General features: G+C 65.8%; 22 protein-coding genes and 1 pseudogene. 13 read left to right on the top strand and 10 right to left on the bottom strand.

Annotation, left to right across the window (positions count from 1 at the left end; all coding sequences use genetic code 11):
- Nucleotides 1-10: 10 nt before the first annotated feature.
- Both CKJ82_RS01595 and map read left to right on the top strand, forming a co-directional pair.
- Nucleotides 11-1,822 (top strand): penicillin-binding transpeptidase domain-containing protein, encoded by a 1,812-nt coding sequence (locus CKJ82_RS01595; RefSeq protein ID WP_095536755.1) that lies wholly within the window; start codon nt 11-13, stop codon nt 1,820-1,822.
- Between the two features lie 52 nt (nt 1,823-1,874).
- The gene (map, locus tag CKJ82_RS01590; RefSeq protein ID WP_095536754.1) at nt 1,875-2,774 is read left to right on the top strand and encodes a type I methionyl aminopeptidase; all 900 of its coding nucleotides are present in this window, start codon (nt 1,875-1,877) and stop codon (nt 2,772-2,774) included.
- Between the two features lie 273 nt (nt 2,775-3,047).
- Here map and CKJ82_RS01585 read toward each other — a convergent pair whose 3' ends face one another.
- The 4 genes from CKJ82_RS01585 to CKJ82_RS01570 all read right to left on the bottom strand — a co-directional run bounded on the left by CKJ82_RS01585 (nt 3,048) and on the right by CKJ82_RS01570 (nt 6,819).
- Nucleotides 3,048-3,509 carry a hypothetical protein gene (locus CKJ82_RS01585; RefSeq protein WP_095536753.1) on the bottom strand — a complete coding sequence of 154 codons (462 nt, stop codon included), beginning with the start codon at nt 3,507-3,509 and terminating at the stop codon, nt 3,048-3,050.
- 54 nt (nt 3,510-3,563) lie between these two features.
- Nucleotides 3,564-3,929 carry a hypothetical protein gene (locus CKJ82_RS01580; protein WP_095536752.1) on the bottom strand — a complete coding sequence of 122 codons (366 nt, stop codon included), beginning with the start codon at nt 3,927-3,929 and terminating at the stop codon, nt 3,564-3,566.
- A 321-nt stretch (nt 3,930-4,250) separates the two neighbouring features.
- Nucleotides 4,251-5,687, bottom strand: coding sequence for a mycothione reductase (gene mtr / locus CKJ82_RS01575; protein WP_095536751.1), 1,437 nt, complete (start codon nt 5,685-5,687; stop codon nt 4,251-4,253).
- A gap of 73 nt (nt 5,688-5,760) precedes the next feature.
- On the bottom strand, nt 5,761-6,819 hold the full coding sequence (locus tag CKJ82_RS01570) for an alpha/beta hydrolase (protein ID WP_240510640.1): 1,059 nt from the start codon (nt 6,817-6,819) through the stop codon (nt 5,761-5,763).
- Between the two features lie 196 nt (nt 6,820-7,015).
- Here CKJ82_RS01570 and mqo point away from each other — a divergent pair, with 196 nt between their 5' ends.
- Nucleotides 7,016-8,518, top strand: coding sequence for a malate dehydrogenase (quinone) (gene mqo, locus CKJ82_RS01565; RefSeq protein WP_095536750.1), 1,503 nt, complete (start codon nt 7,016-7,018; stop codon nt 8,516-8,518).
- 32 nt (nt 8,519-8,550) lie between these two features.
- Here mqo and CKJ82_RS01560 read toward each other — a convergent pair whose 3' ends face one another.
- Nucleotides 8,551-9,786 (bottom strand): protein adenylyltransferase SelO family protein, encoded by a 1,236-nt coding sequence (locus CKJ82_RS01560; protein ID WP_095536749.1) that lies wholly within the window; start codon nt 9,784-9,786, stop codon nt 8,551-8,553.
- A gap of 24 nt (nt 9,787-9,810) precedes the next feature.
- On the opposite strand from CKJ82_RS01560, the gene cobA reads away from it, so the two are divergent.
- The 4 genes and pseudogenes from cobA to CKJ82_RS01540 all read left to right on the top strand — a co-directional run.
- Nucleotides 9,811-10,551: a uroporphyrinogen-III C-methyltransferase gene (gene cobA, locus CKJ82_RS01555; protein WP_095536748.1), complete on the top strand. Its 741-nt coding sequence runs from the start codon at nt 9,811-9,813 to the stop codon at nt 10,549-10,551.
- Complete coding sequence (locus CKJ82_RS01550) at nt 10,535-11,497, top strand: class I SAM-dependent methyltransferase (protein ID WP_095536747.1); 963 nt, start codon at nt 10,535-10,537, stop codon at nt 11,495-11,497. Before cobA ends, CKJ82_RS01550 begins: the two co-directional genes overlap by 17 nt.
- Nucleotides 11,498-11,535: 38 nt before the next feature.
- Nucleotides 11,536-11,787: a type II toxin-antitoxin system Phd/YefM family antitoxin gene (locus CKJ82_RS01545; RefSeq protein WP_095536746.1), complete on the top strand. Its 252-nt coding sequence runs from the start codon at nt 11,536-11,538 to the stop codon at nt 11,785-11,787.
- 27 nt (nt 11,788-11,814) lie between these two features.
- Nucleotides 11,815-12,042: pseudogene (locus CKJ82_RS01540) on the top strand (Txe/YoeB family addiction module toxin); the annotation flags it as partial.
- Here CKJ82_RS01540 and CKJ82_RS01535 read toward each other — a convergent pair.
- From CKJ82_RS01535 to CKJ82_RS01525, 3 genes are read right to left on the bottom strand one after another with little or no spacing between them, the layout of a single operon-like run.
- On the bottom strand, nt 12,014-12,778 hold the full coding sequence (locus CKJ82_RS01535; RefSeq protein WP_095536745.1) for an NAD-dependent deacylase: 765 nt from the start codon (nt 12,776-12,778) through the stop codon (nt 12,014-12,016). The pseudogene CKJ82_RS01540 and the gene CKJ82_RS01535 overlap by 29 nt on opposite strands.
- A gap of 4 nt (nt 12,779-12,782) precedes the next feature.
- Nucleotides 12,783-13,400 carry a thermonuclease family protein gene (locus CKJ82_RS01530; protein ID WP_095536744.1) on the bottom strand — a complete coding sequence of 206 codons (618 nt, stop codon included), beginning with the start codon at nt 13,398-13,400 and terminating at the stop codon, nt 12,783-12,785.
- Between the two features lie 11 nt (nt 13,401-13,411).
- The gene (locus CKJ82_RS01525) at nt 13,412-14,140 is read right to left on the bottom strand and encodes a DUF1648 domain-containing protein (protein WP_095536743.1); all 729 of its coding nucleotides are present in this window, start codon (nt 14,138-14,140) and stop codon (nt 13,412-13,414) included.
- A gap of 858 nt (nt 14,141-14,998) precedes the next feature.
- On the opposite strand from CKJ82_RS01525, the gene CKJ82_RS11720 reads away from it, so the two are divergent.
- Nucleotides 14,999-15,466: a DUF559 domain-containing protein gene (locus CKJ82_RS11720; protein WP_165765352.1), complete on the top strand. Its 468-nt coding sequence runs from the start codon at nt 14,999-15,001 to the stop codon at nt 15,464-15,466.
- Nucleotides 15,467-15,528: 62 nt separating this feature from the next.
- Here CKJ82_RS11720 and CKJ82_RS01515 read toward each other — a convergent pair whose 3' ends face one another.
- The gene (locus CKJ82_RS01515) at nt 15,529-16,230 is read right to left on the bottom strand and encodes a YaaA family protein (protein WP_095536741.1); all 702 of its coding nucleotides are present in this window, start codon (nt 16,228-16,230) and stop codon (nt 15,529-15,531) included.
- A gap of 31 nt (nt 16,231-16,261) precedes the next feature.
- Between CKJ82_RS01515 and CKJ82_RS01510 the strand changes: the two genes are divergently transcribed.
- Entirely contained in the window at nt 16,262-18,052 is a 1,791-nt protein-coding gene (locus CKJ82_RS01510) for a proline--tRNA ligase (RefSeq protein WP_095536740.1), read from the top strand.
- Between the two features lie 39 nt (nt 18,053-18,091).
- Here CKJ82_RS01510 and CKJ82_RS01505 read toward each other — a convergent pair whose 3' ends face one another.
- The gene (locus tag CKJ82_RS01505) at nt 18,092-18,928 is read right to left on the bottom strand and encodes a hypothetical protein (protein WP_095536739.1); all 837 of its coding nucleotides are present in this window, start codon (nt 18,926-18,928) and stop codon (nt 18,092-18,094) included.
- A 31-nt stretch (nt 18,929-18,959) separates the two neighbouring features.
- Here CKJ82_RS01505 and rimP point away from each other — a divergent pair, with 31 nt between their 5' ends.
- From rimP to infB, 4 genes are all read left to right on the top strand, one after another.
- Nucleotides 18,960-19,502, top strand: a complete 543-nt coding sequence (gene rimP / locus CKJ82_RS01500) for a ribosome maturation factor RimP (protein WP_095536738.1) — start codon at nt 18,960-18,962, stop codon at nt 19,500-19,502.
- Nucleotides 19,503-19,541: 39 nt separating this feature from the next.
- A complete protein-coding gene (nusA, locus tag CKJ82_RS01495; RefSeq protein ID WP_095536737.1) occupies nt 19,542-20,558 on the top strand; it encodes a transcription termination factor NusA in 1,017 nt (338 codons plus the stop codon).
- A gap of 209 nt (nt 20,559-20,767) precedes the next feature.
- Entirely contained in the window at nt 20,768-21,082 is a 315-nt protein-coding gene (locus CKJ82_RS01490; RefSeq protein WP_095534785.1) for a YlxR family protein, read from the top strand.
- A gap of 121 nt (nt 21,083-21,203) precedes the next feature.
- On the top strand, nt 21,204-24,122 hold the full coding sequence (gene infB / locus CKJ82_RS01485) for a translation initiation factor IF-2 (RefSeq protein WP_095536736.1): 2,919 nt from the start codon (nt 21,204-21,206) through the stop codon (nt 24,120-24,122).
- Nucleotides 24,123-24,221 lie beyond the last annotated feature (99 nt).

The following is a 24,221-nucleotide window of genomic DNA, read 5'->3' as shown; positions in this document are numbered from 1 at the left end:
TTTTTATCCCATGCAACGACTCCTCGCCCTGCTCACGGGCGCGGCTGTACTTACCACCGCGCTCGCCGCATGCACCCCGCGCCCTAACGATGCGCAACCAGTGGCGCAGGAGATGCTCGAAGCGATCGCGTCCCGCGAGGTGGGGGAGCTCGATGCGCTTGTCGACGACCCCTCGACAGCGGCCACCTCCATCAACGAGAATTGGGACGGCCTCCAGGCCGAGGCGCTCGACGCCCGGATAACTAGCGTGAGCCAGACGGAAAACCTCGCCACGGCCAACTACTCCATGAACTGGAAGCTACCCCGCGGCCGCGAGCTCAACTACGACGGCCAGATGACGCTCACGCAGTCGGGTGAGAACTGGCAGGTGCGTTGGCAGCCGAGCGTCCTTCACCCGCGCCTTGGCGCCCACCAGCACCTGGAGCTGCGCTCGATCACACCGAAGGAGGCGAGCGTGGTGTCTGCCGACGGCGTCGAGCTCCTGCGCCCCGGCGTTGCCTACCGCCTTTTGGTGGACAAGGATGCGGCCGGCTCCGTGCCCGACACCGCGTTCAAGATCTCTCAGGCCCTCGCCGCGGGCCACGAGGCGGATCGCGCGGTGCCGCTTCGCGACGCCGGCGAGCTCACCAACGAACTCGAAGGCGCAGGTGGCGTCTATTCCGCCGCCATGATTCCCCAGGCCGCGAAGGGGGTCGTGGAGCACGAGCTCAACGGCATCGCTGGGGTGCGGCTGAACGAGGAGGCGTCGATGGTCAACGCCGACCCAGCGTTCGCCCCGGACATCATGGCGCGGGTCGGCCAGCTGGTTCGCGACGACCTTGAGGGCGACGCGGGTTGGAACGTGAGCGTGGTGAACGAGAACGGGGCGGCCTACGAGGAGCTCGAGCGTGCAGACGCCGCGCCTGCGCCCGCCGTGCACATCAGCCTGGACCACCGGGTGCAGCAGGCAGCCGAGTCTGCGCTGGAGCCGGTTGCGGGCCAGCAGGCGATGATCGTTGCCATCCGCCCGTCCACCGGCGGCATCCTGGCTGTGGCTCAGACTCCCGCTGCCGACGCGGACGGTAACGTCGCGACGATGGGGCAGTACCCGCCGGGTTCGACGTTCAAGATTATTACTGCGGCCGCGGGGATGGAGCGGCAGGGCCTGAATCCCGGTTCAACGGTTCCGTGCCCGGGCACGATGAACCTGTTCGGGCGAACCGTGACCAACTACGCCGGGTTCAGTCTGGGCAACGTCTCGTTGGAGTCTGCGTTCGCGCACTCCTGTAACACCTCGTTTGCCGATATTTCGACCCAGCTTGCTCCCGGAGAGCTGCAGGAGACGGGCAAGCAGTTTGGGCTCGGGCTGGACATGAACATTCCGGGGCTGGACACCATTACCGGGTCGATCCCCGAGGGCGAGGAGCCGTTGGACCGCACCGAGTCCGGCTACGGCCAGGGCTTGGATCTGGCGAGCCCCTTCGGCATGGCTCTGGTCGCGGCCACGGCTGCGCACGGTCAGATGCCGGTCCCATTCCTCATCCAGGGAAAGGAAACGGAAGTGGACGGCCAGGTGGGGCCGATGGCTCCGGAAGTCGCCGCTCAGCTACAGCAGATGATGGCGGCCGTGACGGCCCCGGGCGGTACGGCGACGGGGATGACCGCCGGCGGGGATATACGCGGGAAGACCGGTGAGGCGGAGATCAACGGCGGCTCACATTCCTGGTTCGCCGGGTACAGGGCCGATGATGACATCGCCTTTGCCACCCTCATCGTGCTTGGCGGAGGCTCCGAAGCGGCGGTCGCGGTGACCGACCGGATGCTGCACAACCTCAACCCGTAACGCGGGTTGGCGCGAATCGGGGTTTGCGCACTTGGGGACTACCATGGGGCGCATGAGTGCAAGAGGAAAGTTGAAGCCAGGAAAGCAGACACCGATCCGCAAGGTGCCCAAGGACATCGAGCGTCCGGAGTACGCGTGGAAGGACGACGTTCAGGAGAACGTGGGCGAGCCGCTCGTGCAGACGGCTGAGACTGTGGAGCGTATGCGCGAGGCGTCGAAAATTGCGGCAAACGCGCTTGCTGTGGCCGGCGCGGCGGTGGAGCCTGGGGTGACTACCGATGAGATCGATCGGATTGCGCACGAGTTCATGTGTGACCACGGCGCGTACCCGTCGACGCTGGGGTACCGCGGATTTACCAAGTCCTGCTGCGTGTCGCTGAATGAGATCGTGTGCCACGGGATTCCGGATACGACGGTGATTGAGGAAGGCGACATCGTTAACATCGATGTCACGGCGTACAAGAACGGAGTGCACGGGGATACGAATGCGACCTTCCTCGCTGGTGAGGTGTCGCAGGAACACCGGGACCTGGTCGAGCGCACGTACAAGGCGACGATGCGCGGCATCAAGGCGGCAAAGCCTGGCCGCGAGATCAACGTGATCGGCCGCGTGATCGAGTCCTACGCGCAGCGCTTCGGCTACAACGTAGTCACGGACTTTACCGGCCACGGCGTGGGCACCACCTTCCACAACGGTCTGGTTGTGCTGCACTACGACTCCGATACGTACCGTGATGTGCTGGAGCCGGGAATGACGCTCACCGTGGAGCCGATGATCAACCTCGGAGGGCTCGAATACGACATTTGGGACGACGGCTGGACGGTGCAGAACCGAGACGGGGAATTCACGGCGCAGTTCGAGCACACCCTGGTGATCACCGACGACGGCAACGAGATCCTCACCATCCCGGACGAGCAGTACGCCGCCGGTCAGCTTATGCTGGGGAGCTAGGTTGGTTCTTCTCCGGGGCCGCGTCTTCGCCTTGACGGCGTGGCCTTGCACAAGGCGCTAGCTCCATGTGATCGGCAGGGAACACCACGACCTGGGGTTTCCTCCGCGGTAGTTCGTACTTGGAGCTAGCGCCATGTAGCATGTAGGGAGTGGACAATACGTTCGTGCTCCAGGCAGCTGAGACAACCCCCCAAAGCTCACGAAAAAACCTCCCGCACCGAGACGGTGGGGAGGTAATTCTTTGCTGGGACTCGAGGTCCTGAGCAGTGCTTCTTACAGCTTGATCAGGCCGTTGTAGGAAGCGAAGTTGAAGCCTGCGATGACCAGGCCAACGAGAGCACCGATCGCGGAGACGATGGTGCCGTCGATCCAGATGCGAGCCCACTGCGGGAGAGCGTCAGCGTTCTTCTCCTTGCCGAATGCGTCAACGCCGTAGAACGGCTTATCCGCATCGTTGACGTAGTGGGAGGAACCCTTGCCGTTGAAGAGGCCCTCGGTGCCGTCGGAGATGGACTCGTTGAAGGACTTGTCGCCGTCGCGGCCGTCGAAGCCCTTGAATGCGACGGAGTTGTCGTTGTTCTTGGTCTCGGAGCGCGGGCGGTCGGCCGGCTTTTCGTAGGAAGCCTCGGTGGTCGCCGGGGTCTCCGTGGTCTCAGCGGAGGCGACAGCGACGCCACCGAAAGCGACGGTCAGTGCGGTTGCGGAAGCAACTGCTGCGGTGCGGAAGTTACGCATTGATGTTCCTTCTTTCGAGAAAGTCGTTAGTTGTTGTGTGCGGAATTCCGCGACTTACATGTTCGGGAGGCCGTGGACAACGAAGTTGTAGGCCGGGCCGACGATCAGGCCGACCGCCGCAGACACAGCGGCGAAGATGGTCGTGGCGTAGAAAGCAATGGCCCACTCCGGCTGCTCACGGAAGCCGTCCTTCTTGCCGAAGATTGCACGACCATCGGCAGCGGTAGCGTTGCCGTCCTTGTCGTAGGCGCCGAGGGAAGCGCCGATCTTGGTGGAAGCGGACGGCTTCTCGGCGTCTGCCGGGGTCTGGGTGGTGGTCTCCGGGGCGGCAGTCTCTTCAGCTGCGGCAATGGTGGTGGAGCCGAAAGCCAGGGCGACTGCGGTTGCGCCTGCGAGGGCTGCCTTACGGAAATTACGCATGAAACGAAATCCTTCTCTGATAGTACTTGCAAGACGTCCGGGGATTAACGGAGAAAATCCAGGGGCCAAAGCTCCTAGGACCGAATGACAAGCCCGATGGACTCGGATCCCGGTGTCGAAAAACCACACTAATGGATAAACGGCATGAATGCACAAGTGAACCGCGAAAAAATTTCAAGAAGCGTGAAAATGGGGCCTCTCGTATCGTGGCTTTTGGGGTTCCTGTTACACAACCATTATCTGACGTGGGTTTTTGCTGTTCGATTCTATGTTTTTCCTGGAAAAGTGTTACATCCCCCACAACGGGGGTGGACGAACGGTCTAAAATTCGTAAAAGTCCAGGTCGAGGCCCAAAAGCGCGTTCTCCACTACTTCCGGCAACGCCGGGTGGATCCAGTACTGGCCGCGCGGAATTTCCCGCAAGTCCAGGTCAAACGCCATGATGGTGAGCAGTTGCTGGATCAGGGTGGAGGCCTGTGGTCCAATGAGGTGAGCTCCCAGGAGTTTGCCAGACTGGCGGTCGGCGACGAGCTTTACCACACCAGTCGAGTCTTCGATCGCCCAGCCGTAGGCCACATCGCCGTAATTCTGGACCTTGATGGTGACGTCGTGGCCGGCGTCGCGAGCTTCCCGCTCGGTCAGGCCCACCGACGCGATCTGCGGGTGCGTGAACACGGCGTAAGGTACGTGCTGGTGCGGCATCGGCACGAAGTCGTCGGAATCCTTCATCGCTGCAATGACGTTGTGGGTCACCGCGCGCTGCTCCGCGTTGGCCACGTGCTTGAGCTGGTATGGGGAAGAAGCGTCGCCGAAAGCCCAGACGCCGTCGGCGGTGGTTCGGCCGTACTCGTCAACCGCGATGCGCCCGTCCTCGCGGACCTCGACGCCACCGGCGGCGGCGTCGAGTCGGTCACCGTTGGGCACACGCCCGGTGGCGATGAGGAGGGCCTCGGAGGTGATGACGGTGGCGTCGTCAAGCGTGAGCTCCACCGAGTGCTCGTCGCCGCGCGCGGACGTGACGGTACGGCCGATGTGGGTGGTGAAGCGCTCGGTGGCAAGTGCGTTGAAGCGCTCGTGGATGTCGGCGTCGAGCGCGCGCATGAGCGGTGAGCGATTCACGATGGTCACCTCGCAGCCAAGCGCGTCAAAGATGTGCGCGAACTCCATGGCGATGAAGCCACCGCCCACGATCGTGAGCGACTTCGGCAGCTCCGGCAGGCGCATGATGTCCTCGTTTGTGTGAAACGGCACGCCCTCGGCCCACTCGGGGATGAACGGACGCGCGCCGACGGCCAGGATGATCGTGTCGGCGCTGATTCGCTTCTCTGCGCCCCCTTGCCCTGTCACCAATGTCTTCGGTCCCACGAACCGTGCGTGCATGTCGTACACGGTCACGTTCGGGCACTCGTCGCCGCGTCGGTATGCCTCGCCGCCGGCCGCGATCTGGTCCACGCGATCCCCGAAGACGCGCTGCTGGATGGCCTTCCAGTCGGCGCCGCGAAATTCCAGATCCACGTTGAGCCGCTCGGCCTTGCGGGCCTGGAGTGCAGTATCTGCGGCGAGGACGAACATCTTCGTCGGAATGCAGCCGACGTTGAGGCAGGTGCCGCCAAACGTGCCCTCTTCCACGATGGCGACTTTCTTATCGTCGAAGTCCGGTGTGAGCACGCTGTTGCCGGAGCCGGTGCCGACGATGATGAGGTCATAGTGCTCGGTGTGCTCAGTGTGCTCGGTGTGCTCGGTGTGCTGATCGGTCATGCGATGACTCCTTTATATATACGTCTATGTTGAGTTTGGGACAATTGGGATTTGAGAGGCGTTATGGGGTGGCTTAGCGGTGCGGCAGCTCGTCCAACCAGGAGGTACACGCCTTGAACGCGGACTCGCGAGCGTACTTCCCGGACAAGAAGACGTCGTGGCGCGCCCCGTCGATGGTGGCGATTACGCAGTCCTGAGCGAGGTGCGGCGCCCACGTGCGGATCTGGTCGACGTCCAGCACCGTATCGGCAGTGTCCGCGGCGGGGGAGTACTCCTTGCCCAGGTAGGAGTGGGAGGAAACAAGGGTGAGCAGCGGGACTCCGGTATCCACGTCGTCGGCGTGGATCCGCTCCTGGCCGTCCACAATCGCCTTGAGCCAGCCCGCGTACTTCGTGTGCCCGCCTAACGGCTTCCACTTCGTATTGAAGTCCCACTCGCCGTTGTGGTCCACGTGCAGCGACTCGCCGTAGGTGGAGAGGGACCCTCCCGGCAAAGGCACGCGCGGGAGCACGCCGCCGCCCACCTTGAGGACCGGCTTGACCGTCTTGACCAGCAGGGGAGAGAACTGCATGTCAATCCATGGGCTGTTGAGTATCAGGCCCGCCAGCCGCGCGTGGTCTGCGGGCCGCTCCCGGCGCAGCCAGTCCGCCCACAGCGAGGTGATCAGCCCGCCGGCGGAGTGTGCGAGGGGGATGACCTTCGCGCCCTGGCCGCGCTCGCCGACGATGACGTGCAGCGCGTCCGTGAGCTCGGGGAAGTAGTTGGCAAGGTCCTCGGTGTAGTGCCAGTACTCGCCGTTCTGCCGCGAGCGCCCGCACCTGCGCAGGTCGATGGCGTAAAAGGCGTACCCGGCGGCGGTGAATTCCTCGGCGACGTGAGTCTGGAAGAAGTAGTCGCTCATCCCGTGTACCCAGAGGATCGCGGGTTTTGTCGGATCAACCGCGTCCGCATTGAGGCTCGTTCGCACAATGGTCGCGCGCGTGCCCTTCCCGGTATCAGGGTCCTTGCCCTGCGGGAGGAACGCGGATTCAAATCCGTCACCGAGCACGTCGGGGTACCAGTCGGGGCTCATGCTTGTCGACGTCACGCCGTCCCAAGCGCCTGCGGGGGTGTTCTCCGGGGTCTTTGTCATGTCACTGATCCTAGCGAAGGGGGTGGGGTGCACGGTGGCGTCGAGAAGCGCGAAAGCCGTGCCACGCAGGCCAAACATCGTACCATTATCCGGGGGTATGGGTGGACAATGGCGGAGGCAACTGGCGTATTGTGGATGGGTGACGTGAAGGCGAGGTGCACTCGCAATGAATACACAGTGAATGAGGGAAATCACGATGTCTGATACAGCAGCCAACCGCTACGACGATGAGGTGGACGTCCTCCTCATCGGCGCCGGTATCATGTCCGCGACACTCGGCGCTATGCTCCGCCAGCTCGAGCCAAACTGGACCCAGGTGATCTACGAGCGCCTCGAGGGGCCTGCGCAGGAGTCCTCCTACGCGCTGAACAACGCCGGCACCGGCCACTCCGCGCTGTGCGAGCTGAACTACACGCCGGAGAAGAACGGCCGCATCGACGTCTCCAAGGCGATGGCGATTAATGAGAAGTTCCAGGTCTCCCGCCAGTTCTGGTCCCACCAGATCGAGCACGGCGTGCTGGGCGATCCGAGCGAGTTCATCAACCCGGTCCCGCACGTCTCCTTCGCGCAGGGCGACGACCAGATTGACTACCTGCGTCGCCGCTACGACGCGCTATCTGCAAACCACATGTTCCCCAACATGCAGTTCACCGACGACCAGGACGTGTTCGCCGAGAAACTGCCGCTGATGGCCAAGGGCCGCGACTTTGATGCCGAGCCCGTCGCGATCTCCTGGACCGACGCGGGTACGGACATCAACTACGGCGCGTTGTGCAACCAGTTCTTCGACGCAGCCACCCAGGCGGGCACCGAAATCCGCTACGGCCACGAGGTCACCAACCTCAAGCGCGAGGGCAACTTCTGGAAGGTCACCGTGCGCAACGTGCACACGGGTGACAAGAAGGTCACCCGTGCCCGCTTCGTCTTCGTTGGCGCCGGTGGCTACGCGCTCGACCTGCTGCGCAAGGCGGGCGTGCCCGAGGTCCGCGGCTACGCCGGCTTCCCCATCTCTGGCATGTGGCTGCGCACCACCAACCAGGAGCTCGTCGCCCAGCACAAGGCAAAGGTCTACGGCAAGGCGAAGGTCGGTGCCCCGCCGATGTCCGTGCCGCACCTGGACCTGCGCGTCATTGACGGCGAGGAGTCTCTGCTCTTCGGCCCGTACGGCGGCTGGACCCCGAAGTTCCTGAAGAAGGGCTCGTACCTGGACCTGTTCAAGTCCATCCGCCCGGACAACATCCCGTCCTACCTGGGCGTTGCGGCCACCAACTTCGGCCTGGTCAAGTACCTGGTGGAGGAGGTCTTCCGCGACTTCGACGGCAAGATGGACGTCCTGCACGAGTACTACCCGGAGGCCGACCCGAAGGACTGGGAGGTCGTCGTCGCGGGCCAGCGCGTGCAGGTGATCAAGCCCGCGCCGGCACCATCCTTCGGCTCCCTCGAGTTCGGGACGGCGCTGGTCAACGACCAGTCCGGCTCCATCGCCGGCATCCTCGGTGCGTCCCCGGGCGCATCCATCACCCCGTCCGCGATGCTCGAGCTGCTCGAGCGCTGCTTCGGTGAGCGGATGATCGAGTGGCGCGAGGAGCTCCACGAGATGTTCCCCACCTACGGCAAGTCCCTCAAGGACAACAAGGAGGCCTACGACAAGCAGTGGGCCTGGACCGAGAAGACGCTGAAGCTCGAGGACAAGAAGTAGTCACCCCACCGGCGTGACCCGGCCGGGGCCGTTTACGTACCGCAGAAGGTACGGAACGGCCCCGGCTTTTCCGGTTGGGCCATCCACTCCTCGCCGGCGGCCTCGTCGTAAGGATGCGTCACCGCCTGCAGCAGCGCGAGGTAGGCAGCGACGTCCCCGTCGCGTTCCGCCGACGTGATCGCCGCGTCCAGCATGTGGTTGCGGGGAATATAGATGGGGCCCGGATACGTGCCGTCCTTGTTGGGCTCGGTGCCGCCGAAAGGCATTCCGTGTTCCCGGTTGTACGTGGTGATGTCCTGCGCGAGCATCAAACCCTCCGCGTGCGCGCCGACGTAGTGGCTCCAGGCCTTGTCCCACCGCGTCTGCAGTGTGGACAAGATCTCCTGGGCCTGCTCCTGGCCCAGCTCCGGCAGCAGCGTCTCCGCGAGGCGGACCATGTTCCACGCCAGGATGCCCGGCTGGTTGCCAAAGGCGTAGCGGCCTTGCGCGTCGATGGAAGAGAACGACGCGGCGCCGTCGAACCGCTGCGTGAACGCACACGGCCCGTAGTCGATCGTCTCGCCGGACAGTGCCACGTTGTCCGTATTCATCACGCCGTGCACGAAGCCGACGCGCATCCACCGGTTGACCAGATCGATCTGGCGGTCGATCACGGTATCCAGCAGCTCCGCGGGCCCGTCGAAGCCTGCGGCGGCAATGACGTCGCCGACCAGGTCGCGCGACTGCTGCGCCGCGTACTGCAGGGAACCGACGCGCAGGTGGGAGGTGGCGACGCGCACGACGATGCCCGCGGGCACCGGGCCTTGCTGGCGGACGACCGTTTCGCCGGTGCGAAGCACCGCGAGCGAGCGCGTGGTGGGGATGCCGATGGCGTGCATGAACTCGCTGATCAGGTACTCGCGCAGCATCGGGCCGATGGCGCCGAGCCCGTCGGAGCCGGGGCGGGAAAACGGGGTGAGCCCCGATCCCTTGAGCTGGATTTCGCGGCCACCTATGTCGCCGAGGAGGAGCGCGCGGCCGTCGCCAAGCACTGGCACGAACTGGCCGAACTGATGGCCCGAATACGCGGTGGCGTGCCCGCCTGCGGATCCGGCGAGCCACGCCACGCCCTCTGGGCTGCGCAACCAGTCGGGGTCGAGGCCGAGCTCGCGGGCGAGCGGCTCGTTGAGCACGATGAGCTCCGCGCCCGGAACCTGCGTGCCAGGCAGCGGCACCGCCATGTCCGGCAGCGCGTCGGCGAACGTATGGGCAAGCGTGGGTTGATGCATGGTCCCAGCCTAGACTGGGAGCCTATGAGCATCGGAGAAGTCACACTCGTCGGAGGGGGCCCGGGCGAATGGGACCTCCTGACCATCCGCGGCCTGCGCGCGCTCGAAGCCGCCGACGTGATCCTCACCGATCACCTCGGCCCCGCCAGCCAGCTTGAGGAGTTCCTGGACGTGTCGAGCAAGGAGCTTATCGACGTCTCCAAGCTCCCCTACGGCAAACAGGTCGCCCAGGAACGCACCAATGAACTGCTGGTGGAACACGCGCTGGCGGGCAAGCGCGTCGTTCGCCTGAAAGGCGGGGACCCGTACGTGTTTGGCCGCGGTTTCGAGGAGCTGCAGGTGTGCGCGGCCGCCGGGGTGCCGTGCCGAGTGGTGCCGGGCGTGACCAGCGCGATCTCAGTACCCGCAGCCGCGGGTGTGCCCGTGACCCAGCGCGGGGTGACGCACTCCTTCACAGTGGTTTCCGGGCACCTCGCGCCGTCGAACCCGAAGTCGCTGGTGGATTGGGAGGCGCTCGCACGGGTTGGCGGGTCCATCTGCGTGATCATGGGCGTGCGCCACGTCCGCGAAATCGCCGCGGCGCTGGTGGGCGCGGGGCTTCCCTCTTCGACGCCGGCAGTGGCCGTGCAGGAAGGCGAGACTGCCTCGCAGCGCGTCGTGCGCGCAACCGCGTCGACGCTGGCCGATACGATGGAGTCCGAAGGGATCGCCTCGCCCGCCGTGTACGTGATTGGGGAGGTCGCTGGTCTTGCGAGCGCTGGATAGCCTGATCTGGGACACGGCGCTTGCCGATTGTGCGCCGGATACGTTGCTTATCTGCCACGACCCGACCTTGGATCTGACGCGTCAGGCCGTGGCGACGGGTACTCGCGTGCTGTTTCTGGACCCGGACTATGCGCGCAGCCAGGCTGCGTCGGCGCTCGGCGCGGAGATTGCTCGCGACGTGCGGTTGGACGAGCTGCTCGCCGGCCTGGGTTCCGGTGCCGACGTCGCGGTCGGGCTCGGCGAGATGCCGAAGTCCCTGGCCCGCCTGGGCTACCTCGCCCGCAGCATCGCAGGCGCAGGTTTCGCCGAGGCGCGCTTGGTGCTCGGGGCGAACAACAAGCACCTCTCACGCGGCATGAACTCGGTGCTGGCGGAATCTTTTGAAAACGTCCACGGATCGCGGGGGCACGGCAAGTTCCGGTGCCTGGTGGCGTCGGGGGCGCGCGAGGTCACGTACGAGCCAGTTTCGCAGCGGGGGTTGGTAGCCATCGGCGGCGTCTTCTCCGGCGCCAAGCCGGACCGCGGCGGCGAGCTGCTGCGCTCGTGCCTGCCCGACGCGCCTGGTCGCCTGCTGGACCTCGGTTGCGGCAACGGCTCGGTGAGCAGGGGTTTCGAGGGTGCGATCGCCACAGATTCGGACGCAGACGCGGTCCTTTCTGCCCGCGCCGTCGGCCTGGAGGCCACCTGGGATGATGCCGGCTCGCAGCTGCCGGACGCGTCGTTCGACACCATTGCGCTGAACCCGCCCTTCCACGCGGGCACGACCATCGACGCCACGCTCGTCCAGCACCTCCTCGACGCCGCCGCGCGCCTGCTCGCCCCCGGCGGCGATCTGTACGTGGTGCATAACTCGCACCTGCGCTACCGCGGGGAGGTGGAGCGCCGTTTCGGCGAGGTGGAGCAGGTCGCTCGCGACGCGACGTTTACTGTGCTGCGGGCTCGGTAGGGCGAACCATGGGTGGTACAACGATCTGGAGGTAGTAAATGTCTATCAGTGCTTCGGAAGCTCGCCGAACCCTGCTCCCTCTCATTGAGAAGGTGAACCAAGACCGGGACGCGGTCGAGATCGTTTCCCGTAGCGGTAACGCGGTGCTGATGTCCGCGGAGGACTATTCCTCCTGGGTGGAGACCGCGTATCTCTTCAGTTCTCCAGCGAACGTGCGTCGGCTCTTGGAATCCTACGAACAGGCGCGTAGTGGTCAAGCCGTCGCGCATGACATCGACCTGGATGCATGAATGCAGCTCGCCTGAACGCCATACACTTGGGAGGAATACCTCTACTGGCAGCAGAAGGATCGGAAGATCCTGAAACGGGTGAATCAACTGCTCAAAGACATGATGCGTGATCCATTCGAGGGGATTGGTAAGCCGGAGCCGCTGAAATACGGTATTGCCGGAGCCTGGTCACGGCGCATCACCGAAGAGCACCGATTGGTTTACATCCTTGAAGGCGAAACGCTCATTATTCTGCAAGCTCGCTACCACTATTGATCCGCCCCTGCAGGATCCGCGGCAGCGCCTCCGCCGCGGTGGCCGGAACGACCACGTCGGCCAGGTGCGAGAGGTCCGTCGGTTGCGGCGTGACCTCCACGATCGGGATCTCTCGCGCGTGCGCCATCAACGGCAGGCCCGCGGCGGGGTAGACCACGCCAGAGGTGCCGACGATAAGCAGCGCATCCGCAGTCTTCATGCGGCGTTCTGCCTCGGCCCACTCGTCCTGCGGCAGCGCCTCGCCGAACCAGACCACGCCCGGGCGCACGAGCCCGCCGCACACCGGGCACTCCGGCGGCGCGATCCGCTCAACCGGCTCCTCCGGCAGCGCGATCGGCTCCTCGTACGGGGTGTCGCAGTCGGTGCAACGGAAGGCGAATAGTGAGCCGTGTAGGTGCACGACATCCTCGCTACCTGCTCGTTCGTGCAGGTTGTCGATGTTCTGCGTCGTCACCGTCATCCCGCGCGATGCCGCAATTGCCCGGTGCCCGGCGTTCGGCTCGGCGCGCTGCGACAGCTGAGCCCGCCAGAGGTACCAGGCGTAAATCGTTTCCGGGTCGTCGTGCCATGCGCTTATCGACGCCATCGCCACCGGATCCACACGCTCCCACACCCCAGTTACCGCATCCCGGTACGTGGCGATGCCACTGTCGGCGCTCATGCCGGCGCCGGTGAAGACTTCGACGTGGTTGGCTGCTGTGAGGATCTCGTGGGCGTCGATAAGCGATTGCTCCATGGCACTAGTCTAGGCCGTCGATGAACTCCAGGGCCTGGTCCTTGTACGTGAAGTTGGGGGTGGCGTTGACAGCGTCGCGCATCACGTCGCGGTAAAACGCCTGGTGCCGCGGGTCCTCGGCGTGGAGCTCGTACGCGCGACGGGCAGTGTCGGTGGGCAACAGACACTCGGTCGGCACGGCGTGGATACCAAGGTGAGTAGTACGGGCGCGGGCCTGGGCGGACTCCATGCGCGAGGTGTAGGCGTGATTCGGCTCGTAGGTCACCGCGCGAGCCAAACCCTCGGCGGCGAGCTGCTCGTTGACGAATATGTCGCCGGCGAAGACAGCGGCAAGCTCGCGGCCGTAGCGATCCTGGCGCTCCTCGTCGTGCTCGAGACGCACGCGGGTGCCCGGTGGGGCGAGCTCGGTAAGCCGGTCCGTGGCCTCCCGGTAGAGGCACTCACCCCGTTCAGGAGTGTCGATGTTGAGCAGGCGGACGCGCACGGTCTCCCCGTCGCGGTTGACGTCGAGGGTGTCGCCGTCGACGATCTTGGTCACCGTCGGCTGGTCCTGTCCGGGAAACTGGCAGGCGGACAGGGCCACGGCAGCGAGCATGGAGACGAGGAGGTGGAACGGGCGCATATCAGTCTCGCTTACATGACAGCGGCGAAGACGACGCAGGCCACTATGGATGCCGCGAGCGCGATGCCCATCCGCCACAGGTACCGGCGGCTGTGCTGGTGCGCCGTGTTGATCTGCAGCTTGCTCGGGTTGGACGGGAATACCGCGATCGGCGCCGGGTCCTGCGGCTCGCTGTAGATGCCCATGCCGCCGGCGTAGCGGAAGTGCTCGTTGCGGGTCTGCTCGTCTTGGTCTGTCGGGAGTGCTTCGACCTGCTTGCTGGCACTGACAGTAAACGCGATGGCGAGCACCACGACGCCGATGGTGAACACGATCCAGACTGCGGGGAGCAGCCAGTTGAACGGCGTGAGGCCGGCTGACGAAAGCGCGCTCAGGCACGTGCACACCGCCATGCCGAAGATGGTTTGGGAGACGAAGGTGGCCGTCTTATCGGTGAGTAGTTCGACACGTGCCGCGTTGGCCTCCGAAAACGGGACCGGGGAGGTGCTCGGTACATCCGTGGTGCGACGAACCATGGCGTGCGGCGGCACGCAGCAGGCGACTGCTGCCGAGATGACCGCGCCGATCCAGAGCAAGGCAGTCGCGCCGAAAAACGTCTTTGGCGTGTACCGGTCGGGGTTGCCCGCGATGTCGAAATGCACCGGGATTGGGTCCGGGATGGAGTCCCAACGCAGCAGCATGTACGCCAGCGTGGCGAGGTAGACGAAGGCCGTGGCGGCGTAGTATTTGCGGGCTTGCATGAGGTGAGCGTAGGCGGGAGGAGGTGCGGATGACAAACGGAGCTAGCGCCATTTGTGCGCCGCGCGTGTGGAAAACCCCAGGTCGCGATCTCGCTCGATGGCCAAATGGAGCTAGCGCCATTTGCAAAACATCGCGATGAGAACCCCAGGTCGTGATCCCGCCTGGCGGCCAAATGGAGCTAGCGCCATTTGCAACGCGTCATGGCGAGAAACCCCAGGTCGCGAGTTGGCGCGAACCCCAAACGGAGCTAGCGCCATTTGCAATGCGTCGCGGCGAGAAACCCCAGGTCGCGATTCCACCCGACGGCCAAATGGAGCTAGCGCCATTTGCACCCTCGGTATGGAAGAAGAAACCCCGTCCGGTAGACGAAATAGACGCTATCTGATAGAAACGACAGTATGGATTCGGGGAGGAAGCGAGAGCTGGCGAACAAGCTCATGGATAGGAAGCGGAAACACGATTGGCTCGCATACCGGAGGTGTCCGGTGGCGTTCCATAAGGTGTCAACGCGGTTTTTCATCAGCGTGACGGAATGGAAGCAGCTGCGCTATCACGAGAAACGCTGGCTGGCGGCCTACGCGGTCGGTTGCACAGTACCGAAAGCCGTGTTGTCCGGGAGATCGGCGGCGCGTCTCCTCGGTATCTGGGTAATTGCCACAACGCCGGAACCGGTGGAGCTGGTAGCACAGCGAGGGAAGGCGCCGTCTCGGAAGCAGTGGCCGCTGGGTGTGGTGTACCGGGATAGGTCGCCAGGAATTACTGCACCGCGCAGCTTCGATCGTCTCCGCACGACGGATCCGCTGACCACCGTGTTCGAGATCGCTTTGCGTCATGGCTTCGCAGAAGGACTCGTCGCGATGGACTGGTTGCTCCGCGAGGGGGTGCCGCGCCACCGTGTCGAAGAGGCTGCGGCCAGGCTGGGCCCAGTCCGTGGCATCTCGACATTGCGCCACGTCATCGCGCATGCGGTGGACAATTCGCTGTCGCCTTACGAGTCCTATGCCCGCGCGCTGCTGCTACAGGCGGGAATCGGCGACTGGCAGGTCAACGCGCGCATCGCCGTCCCACCCAACCTGTACATGGCGGACCTGCTGCGCGGCCGCCTCATCGTGGAGATCGACGGCGCGCAAAAATACGACGGGACCACCTTCGCCCCAACCGACGCAGCTATCCGCGAGGAACGGGAGCGCGAGAAGCACCTCCAGAACGCCGGTTATGTCGTGGTGCGCGCGTCACCGGAGCAGTTGCTTGCCGACGCCCACGCGTTCCTCACTGCCGTCACCCGCATGCTCAACCTCACGGAGACGTACGGGAGCGTCGCCTGACGGACACCGTCACGCGCCGTCACGCGCCGTCACGCACCGTCACAGCCACATTCGCACGACAGTCACACCACCAACGTGACCTGGGTGCCGTGCACTTCCGCGGTCATGCCTGCGACGTCGGCGACGTGGGCGACGTCGTCGGGGGAGGTCACGGTGGTGTCGTGAAGCGCGAGAGCCCGGGCGAGCTCGCCCTTGTACTGCTTGTTGAAGTGGCTGACCACCTTGCGCGACCCGTCGGGCTGCACGGATTCGACGCGCACGGTGGCTGCGCCGGGGACGGGGCCGAGCTTTTGGTACGTGCCGGAGCGGAGGTCGACAACGAAGGGGAAGTCTGCGAGGACGTCGGTAATTGCGGTGCCCCAGCGGGACTTGAGCGTGGCGCCGCCAAGGCGCGCACCGCCGGAGAGCCGGTAACGGGGGATCATATCGCCAGCGCGCACGACGCCAAAGAGCGCGGAGCCCACCGCCAAGCGCTCCAGGCAGGGGGTGGGGAGGGTGGGGGCGGACAGGGCGTCGAAAAGCACGCCCGTGTAGCGGAAGATGGCGGGCATCACCGGTGCCTCGGCCAAGTGCAGATTCTCCTCCGCCTCCGCGCGCTTCGAAGCGGGGATCTTCAGCTCGGCCATCATCTCCTCGACCGGGAGCGCCGCGAGGTCATTCATCAGGTCAGAGCGGATCGGGTCGAGCGCCGGAAAGGACACGCTCATCGGCGCGTCCTGGCCGCCGGGCGCTTTGGTCTCGGAAGGCGGGAGGACGATCAGCATGGCTCACCACCTTAGCGCTAGGATTGTGCGCATGATTACACGCCTCTCTCAGCTGTTCCTGCGCACCCTGCGCGAAGACCCCGCCGACGCCGAAGTCCCCAGCCACAAGCTGCTCGTTCGCGCCGGCTACATCCGCCGTGCCACGCCGGGCGTGTATTCGTGGCTGCCGCTGGGTCTGCGCACGATGCGCAAGATCGAGGGCGTTGTGCGCGAGGAGATGGACGCGATGGGCGGCCAGGAGCTGCTCTTCCCCGCGCTGTTGCCCAAGGAGCCGTACGAGGCGACCAACCGCTGGGACGAGTACGGCGATGACCTGTTCCGTCTCAAAGACCGCAAGGGCGCCGACATGCTGCTCGGACCCACGCACGAGGAAATGTTCACGCAGACGGTCAAGGACCTGTACTCCAGCTACAAGGACTTCCCGGTCACGCTGTACCAGATTCAGACCAAGTACCGCGATGAGGCGCGTCCGCGCGCGGGAATTCTGCGCGGCCGCGAGTTTGTGATGAAGGACAGCTACTCCTTCGACATGTCGGATGAGGGCCTCGACGAGTCGTACGCCAAGCACCGCGCGACCTACCAGCGCATCTTCGGGCGCGTGGGGATCCGCTACGAAATTTGTAAGGCCACCTCTGGCGCTATGGGCGGTTCTGCGTCCGAGGAGTTCCTTGCCTACAGTGAGAACGGCGAGGACACGTTCGTCGTTTCCTCCGAGGGCGACTACGCAGCGAACGTCGAGGCCGTCATCACGGTCCCGCCGGCCGCGACCCCGATCGAGGGCCAGCCGGAGGCGAAGGAGTACGACACCCCGGCCGCCGAGACCATCGACGCGCTCGTCGAGTGGGCCAACAAGGAGCAGGTGCTTATCGACGGCGCGCCCACCCAAGCTTCTGACACCCTCAAGTGCATGATGATCAAGGTCGACGACCCCCGCGCGGTGGACGAGGACGGCAACAAGGTCGGCCCGCAGCTCACCGGCGTCCTCCTGCCCGGTGACCGCGAACTGGACGAGAAACGCCTGGAAGCAGCCCTCGAGCCGGCAACCTTCGAGCTGGCCAGCGACGAAGACTTCAAAAACAGCGACTTCCTGGTCAAAGGCTACGTTGGCCCGCGCGCGCTGCAGGCCAACGGCGTGCGCGTGCTCGCGGACCCGCGCGTGGTCGAGGGCTCCAGCTGGATCACTGGTGCCGATGCCCCGCAGAAGCACGTGGTGGGCCTGGTCGCCGGCCGCGACTTCACCGTCGACGCCTTCGTCGAGGCCGCCGAGGTCCGCGAGGGCGACCCGGCTCCGGAGGGCAACGGCACCGTGCGGCTGGCGCGCGGTATCGAGCTGGGGCACATCTTCCAGCTGGGTCGCAAGTACACCGAAGCCATGGACGTGCAGATCCTGGACGAGAACGGTAAGCGTGCCGTGCCGACCATGGGCTCCTACGGCATCGGTGTCTCTCGCATGATGGCGGTGGTGGCCGAGCAGCGCCACGATGACAAGGGGCTGGTCTGGCCGGTCGCGATCGCGCCGTACCAGGTCCACGTGGCGGTGGCCAACAAGGACAAGGCAGCGCTCGAGGCTGGCGATCAGATCGCCGCGGAGCTCTCGGACGCGGGCCTCGAGGTGCTTTTCGACGACCGCCCGAAGGTTTCCCCAGGCGTAAAGTTCAAGGATGCCGAGCTTCTGGGTATGCCGTTCATTGTGATCCTGGGCCGCGCGTTCGCGGACGGAAACGTGGAGCTGCGTATCCGTGGCGGAGAAACGCTCGAGGTGCCGGCCGGCGAGATCGTGGAGAAGGTCCGCGAGCTGGTCGCGGAGCAGCTGGCGCAGTAGCGCCCGGGGCGGCCACACCGCCCTGCCAGCCTGCCTGGGCTACGCCCCCTGCGCCTCCGCGGCGAGCTGAATAGCCAGGCGGCGGAACTGGGGGCTCTCGGCGTTGGCGGCGGTGGCGCGCCACTGATCCACAAGCGCCTGCTGCTGGGTCTGCGTGTAGGCGCCGGCGGAGGCGACGTCGGCAGGCGCCGGGACGCCCTCGAATGCGTAGCCCGGGGCGGCCTCCGGGACGTCGCCGCTGGGCTCGAGCGCGGTGACGAGGACGCGCACACGCTCGTCGGAGGCGTCGCGCAGCGCCTCGAGGCGCTGGTCAAGCGCGTCGTCCGCGTACGCAGTGGCCATGGAAAAGCCGTACTGCGCCGCGTATTCCCGGCGCAGCATCTCGCGGGCGGCGTCCAGGTCAGCCTCGTTGGTGATCTCGGAGTCCGCGCCGTCTGCGCTGTCTGCGTCTGCAGCGGGCTCCGTTCCAGCTGCCATGCGCAGATCGATCGCCTGGGCGGTCACCAGCGCGACGGATTCCTCCGGCACGTCCGCGGCTGCCTCCGTGAGCGCGTCCGCCGCGTGGTCGGCCGCGGACACCTCGTCGGGGTTGCCCGCCGACTCGCCGGGCGTGCGTTCCACCTTGCAGGTGCTCGGCAACTCGCCGGACTCGGTGGTGCCGCAGAGGCGCTCAACCTCGTCGAACAGCTGCTGTGCCTGCATGGCGCGGGTGTGGGCGAGCGGGGCGTCGCCAAGCGCCTGCTCATCGGCGACTGCCTGCTGGGCGAGCGCGACGAGGTCGGCGTTGGGGCGCGGCCCGACCACATCGAGCGCGTCGCAGGATGCGAGCGAAAGCGCGACGGGGGCGGACAGAGCGAGGGCGACGAGTTTCTTCACCCGGAAAACCGTACACGATAGGGTGGGGGCCATGGCTTTTCCTACACCCGAGCAGCTCGAGGGCATTGTCGCCCCCATCGCGCGCAACCACGACCTGGACGTTGAGCAAATCCGCGCCGTGCGCGCAGGCAAGAAATCACAGGTGGTCATCGCCCTCGACGGCGACGAGCACCCCACGTTGGACGAGCTGGAGGTCGTTTCCAACGAGCTCAGTGAGCTTTTCGACGCCCACGAGTCCGCCGGGGACCTCAACTTCGGCGCCGGCTACACACTCGAAGTGACCACGCCCGGGGTGGACATGCCGCTGACCGCGCCGCGGCACTGGCGCCGGAACCGTGGCCGTGCCGTCGCCCTGCTGGACGCCGACGGAAAGAAGGAGACGTGGCGCATCGGTGCGCTCAACGATGCTGAGGATCGTGTCGTGCTCATCGAGCGCGGCGCCAAGCAGCCGCGCGTGGAAACCCGCCTGGTTTCCGAAATGCCGAAGGCAGTGGTAGAAATTGAGTTCAAAGCGCCACCGGCTGCCGAGCAGGAGCTGGTCGACGCTGCGTACGAAGAAGCAGGAGACGAGTAAGCTCCGGGGCTCACCCGGCTTACCTGGAAGGAACAACAAGTGAATATTGACTTGAACGCGCTCAAAGTGATTGAGGACAAGCAGGGCATCGCTGTCGACGACCTGCTCACCACCATCGCGAGCGCGCTTTTGTTTGCGTACCTGGATTACCGCGACGGGAAGCCGGACGAAAACACCAAGTCTCGCGTGGACATCGACCCGGACACCGGCGATGTGCACGTCATGGTCAGCGAGCTGGACGAGGACGGCGAGGTCGTCTCCGAGTACGACAGCACGCCGGTCAACTTCTCCCGTATTGGTGCCCCCGCGGTGCGCGACGCCATCAAGCGCCGCCTGCGCGAAGCGGAGGCAGGGCGCGTCTACACCGCCTACTCCGAGTTCGAGGGCCACGTCGTCTCCGGCGTGGTGCAGCGCGACGCCAACGCGGAGGCGCGCGGCCTGACCATCGTCCAGCTGGGCACCGAGGCGGATCCGCAGGACGGCATCCTCCTGCCCGCTGAGCAGATCCCGGGAGAGCGCCTCACCCACGGCGACCGCGTCAAGGCGTATGTGGTGGGCGTGAACAAGGGTGAGCGCAATGTGCAGGTCAACCTGTCGCGCACGCACCCGGAGCTGGTGCGCGGCCTGTTCGCGCTCGAGGTGCCCGAGGTTGAGGACGGTTCCGTGGAGATCATCGCGATCGCTCGCGAGGCCGGCCACCGCTCCAAGGTCGCGGTGCGCGCCACCGTCAAGGGCGTCAACGCAAAGGGTGCCTGCATCGGCCCGCGCGGCGCGCGTGTGTCCAACATCATGAAGGAGCTGGGCGGGGAGAAGATCGACATCATCGACTACTCCGAGAACCCGGCCACCTACGTGGGCAACTCGCTGGCGCCGTCCAAGGTGGTCAAGGTGGACATCCTGGACCGCGACGCGCAGATGGCCCGGGTGACCGTGCCGGACTACCAGCTGTCGCTGGCCATCGGCAAGGAAGGGCAGAACGCCCGTCTGGCAGCGCGACTCACGGGGTGGAAGATTGACATCCACTCCGACGCCGATACCGATGCAGCCGCGGAGTAGCGGGGGCGTAGCTGGGGAGCGCGTGAGCGTCGACAAGCAATGCCCCGGGGCCGGCAGGAACCCTGCTGACCGCCGTAAGTATTGTTTAGCGCCGCAATGGCGTAGGCTAGGACGCGGCTTATTTCCCGTGCGCCGAGACGTGTCGCGTTCCCGGTCGCAGTAGTTGGGTGTGGGCAGGACTGTACGTCGAGCAACAGGAAGGGTTGTGGATGAGCGTTACGCGCAAGCGTCCCATCCGTACTCGTACCTGCATTGCTACCCGCGACGTGCTGCCCGACACCGAGCTACTGCGACTCGTTCAGGACCCCGATGCGCCCGGCCGGATCCTCGCCGACCCGCGCCGGTCATTGCCCGGCAGGGGAGCGTGGATCACGCCGACGCGGGAAGCAGTCGAGCTGGCGGAGCAACGCCGTGCCTTCGGTAGGGCGTTCCGTCTGTCCGCTCCGGCGGACCTAGGTCATGTACACACGTACCTCGCCAATCTGGCGAACGACCCAACGCAAGTAAGGAAGACCGAACACTGATGAGTACACAACCGTGAAGCAGCATCAGCGATGAAAGTCAATGACCACGTCTAGGGGTCGGTAGCCGCACGAGCCACGGGTTCGGCGGGCACCGTCTCCTAGCACAACAACAAGGAGACACGTGCCCGGAAAGTTACGCGTACACGAGCTTGCCAAGAAGCTTGGCGTTACTAGCAAGGAACTGCTCGCCACGTTGAAGGAACAAGGCGAGTTTGTTAAGACCGCTTCGTCGACCATTGAGTCGCCAGTGGTGAAGAAGATGACGGCCTACTACCAGGAGAAGGAATCCGGAGGGAAGGCCGAGGGCGACAGCGGTGCGAAGGCCGCTCCGAAGCCCGGTGCCCCCAAGCCGGGGGCCGCGAAGCCTGCCGCAAAGAAGCCTGGTGCCCCGAAGCCGGGCGCGCCGAAGCCTGCAGCGAAGAAGCCGGGCCAGGGCGCTCCGGCTGCGCAGGGCGGCGCTCCGAAGCCGGGGGCTGCGAAGCCGGCGGCGAACAAGCCTGGTGCCTCGAAGCCGGGTGCGCCGAAGCCTGCGGCGAAGAAGCCGGGCCAGGGCGCTCCGGCTGCGCAGGGCGGTGCCCCGAAGCCGGGTGCACCCAAGCCTGGTGCACCGAAGCCGGCGGCGAACAAGCCTGGCGCCCCGAAGCCGGGCGCACCGAAGCCTGCGGCGAAGAAGCCGGGCCAGGGCGCTGCGCCGACGCCGGGCTCGATGCCGCGACCGGTGGCAAAGCCGGGCGGTCGTCCGAAGGTGGCGAACAACCCGTTCTCGTCCAACACCTCCGCTCCGCGCCCGGCGCCGCGCCCCGGTGGCGGCCGTGGCGGCCAGGGCCAGGGCAACCAAGGTGGTGGCCGTGGTCGCGGCCAGGGCGGACAGCGCCCGGGTCAGGGTGGCCAGGGCCAGGGCGGTCAGCGCCAGGGCGGAAATCGTGCTGGTGGCGGCCGTCGTCCGTCGCCCGCTGATATGGCTGCAGCTCCGTCGCCGAAGCAGATGCCGGCGAAGGCTGCCGGTACCCGCGGTGGACGCGGCAACGGTGGCGGCGGTCGCGGACGCGGTGGTGGCCCGGGCGGCCCGAACCGTGGCGGCGGCGGTGGCTTCCGCGGACGCGGCGGTCGTCGCGGTGGCACCGCGGGCGCATTCGGGCGTCCGGGTGGCGCACCGGGGCGTCGTCGCAAGTCCAAGGGCCAGAAGAGGGCCGAATACGAGGAGATGCACAAGCCGAACGTCATCGGTGGCGTTCGTCTCCCGGACGGCGACGGCAAGACCGTGCGCCTGCGCCAGGGCGCAACCCTGTCCGACTTTGCGGAGAAGATCAACGCGGAGGCGTCGGCACTCGTGCAGGCGCTGTTCAACCTCGGTGAGATGGTCACGGCGACCCAGTCGGTGCCGGAGGAGACCCTCCAGCTCCTGGGCGCGGAGATCAACTACGAGGTGAAGATCGTCTCGCCTGAGGACGAGGACCGCGAGCTGCTCGAGTCCTTCGACCTGCAGTTCGGCGAGGACGAAGGCGACGACGAGGATCTCCAGCAGCGTCCTCCGGTCGTGTCCGTGATGGGCCACGTCGACCACGGTAAGACTCGCTTGCTGGACTCGATCCGCAAGGCGAACGTGGGCCGCGGCGAGGCAGGCGGCATCACCCAGGGCATCGGCGCGTACCAGACCGAGGTCACCCTCGAGGACGAGCCGCGCAAGATCACGTTCCTGGATACCCCTGGTCACGAGGCGTTTACCGCCATGCGTGCCCGCGGTGCGAAGTCGACCGACTTGGCCATCCTGGTCGTCGCTGCGGATGACGGCGTCATGCCGCAGACCGTTGAGGCGATCAACCACGCCAAGGCGGCGGACCTGCCCATCGTGGTTGCCGTGAACAAGGTGGATAAGCCGGAGGCACAGCCGGATAAGATCCGCGGCCAGCTCACCGAGTACGGCCTCATCCCCGAGGAGTACGGCGGCGACACCATGTTCATCGACATCTCTGCGAAGCAGGGCACGGGTATCGACGACCTCCTGGAGGCCGTCCTGCTCACCGCCGACGCTGCGCTGGAGCTGACCGCGAACCCGGACATGGACGCGCAGGGCGTGGCCATCGAGTCCCACCTGGACCGCGGACGCGGCCCGGTGTCCACCGTGATCGTGCAGCGCGGTACGTTGCGCGTCGGCGACTCCATCGTCGTCGGCGGCAACTTCGGCCGCGTGCGCCGCATGGTCGACGAGTGGGGCAACGACGTGCAGGAAGCCGAGCCGTCCCGTCCAGTGCAGGTGCAGGGTCTCAACGGCGTTCCCGGCCCGGGCGACAACCTGCTCGTGGTGGAGGACGACCGCGTGGCGCGCCAGATTGCGGCGCAGCGCGACGCCCGCCACCGCGCAGCGATGCAGGCGCGCACGAAGAAGCGTGTCTCCCTGGAGAACCTGGACCAGGCGCTCAAGGAGACGAGCCAGCTCAACCTCATCCTCAAGGGCGACAACGCCGGTTCGGTGGAAGCCCTGGAGGAGGCGTTGCTCAAGATCGAGGTGGACGACGAGGTCGAGGTGAACATCATCGACCGCGGTGTTGGTGCCGTCACCCAGACCAACGTGGTCCTGGCTGCCGCTTCCGACGCGGTCATCGTCGCCTTCAACGTTCGCGCTGAGGGCAAGGCGACCGAGGAGGCCAACAACGAGGGCGTGGAGATCCGCTACTACTCGGTGATTTACGAGGTCATCGATCAGGTGGAGGCCGCACTCAAGGGCATGCTCAAGCCGATCTACGAGGAGCGCGAGGTTGGTGCCGCGGAGATCCGCCAGATCTTCAAGGCATCCTCCGTCGGCCTCATCGCCGGCTGCATGGTCACCGAGGGCCACGTCAAGCGCGGCGCGAAGCTGCGCCTCGTGCGCGACGGCAACGTCATCACCCCGGATGCAACGATCGAGTCGCTGCGTCGCGAGAAGGACGACGTCACCGAGGTGGCCAAGGGCTACGAATGCGGTATGGTCCTGTCCTACCCGGACATCCAGGTGGACGACCAGATCCAGGTCTACGAGATGGTCGAAGTGCCCCGCGACTAGCGCACAACGCGCAGAAAGAGGGAAGTACGCTGCCCGGCCCCGGCATGACGCTGGGGTGCGGGCAGCGTGGCGTCGATAAGCACATGCGAGCGTCTAGAC

This window comes from Corynebacterium gottingense, from assembly GCF_002285125.1.
GTDB classification, from domain to species: Bacteria; Actinomycetota; Actinomycetes; order Mycobacteriales; family Mycobacteriaceae; genus Corynebacterium; species Corynebacterium gottingense.
Note: the sequence above shows the minus strand (reverse complement) of the source record. Positions and strands in the feature narration are given on the sequence as shown.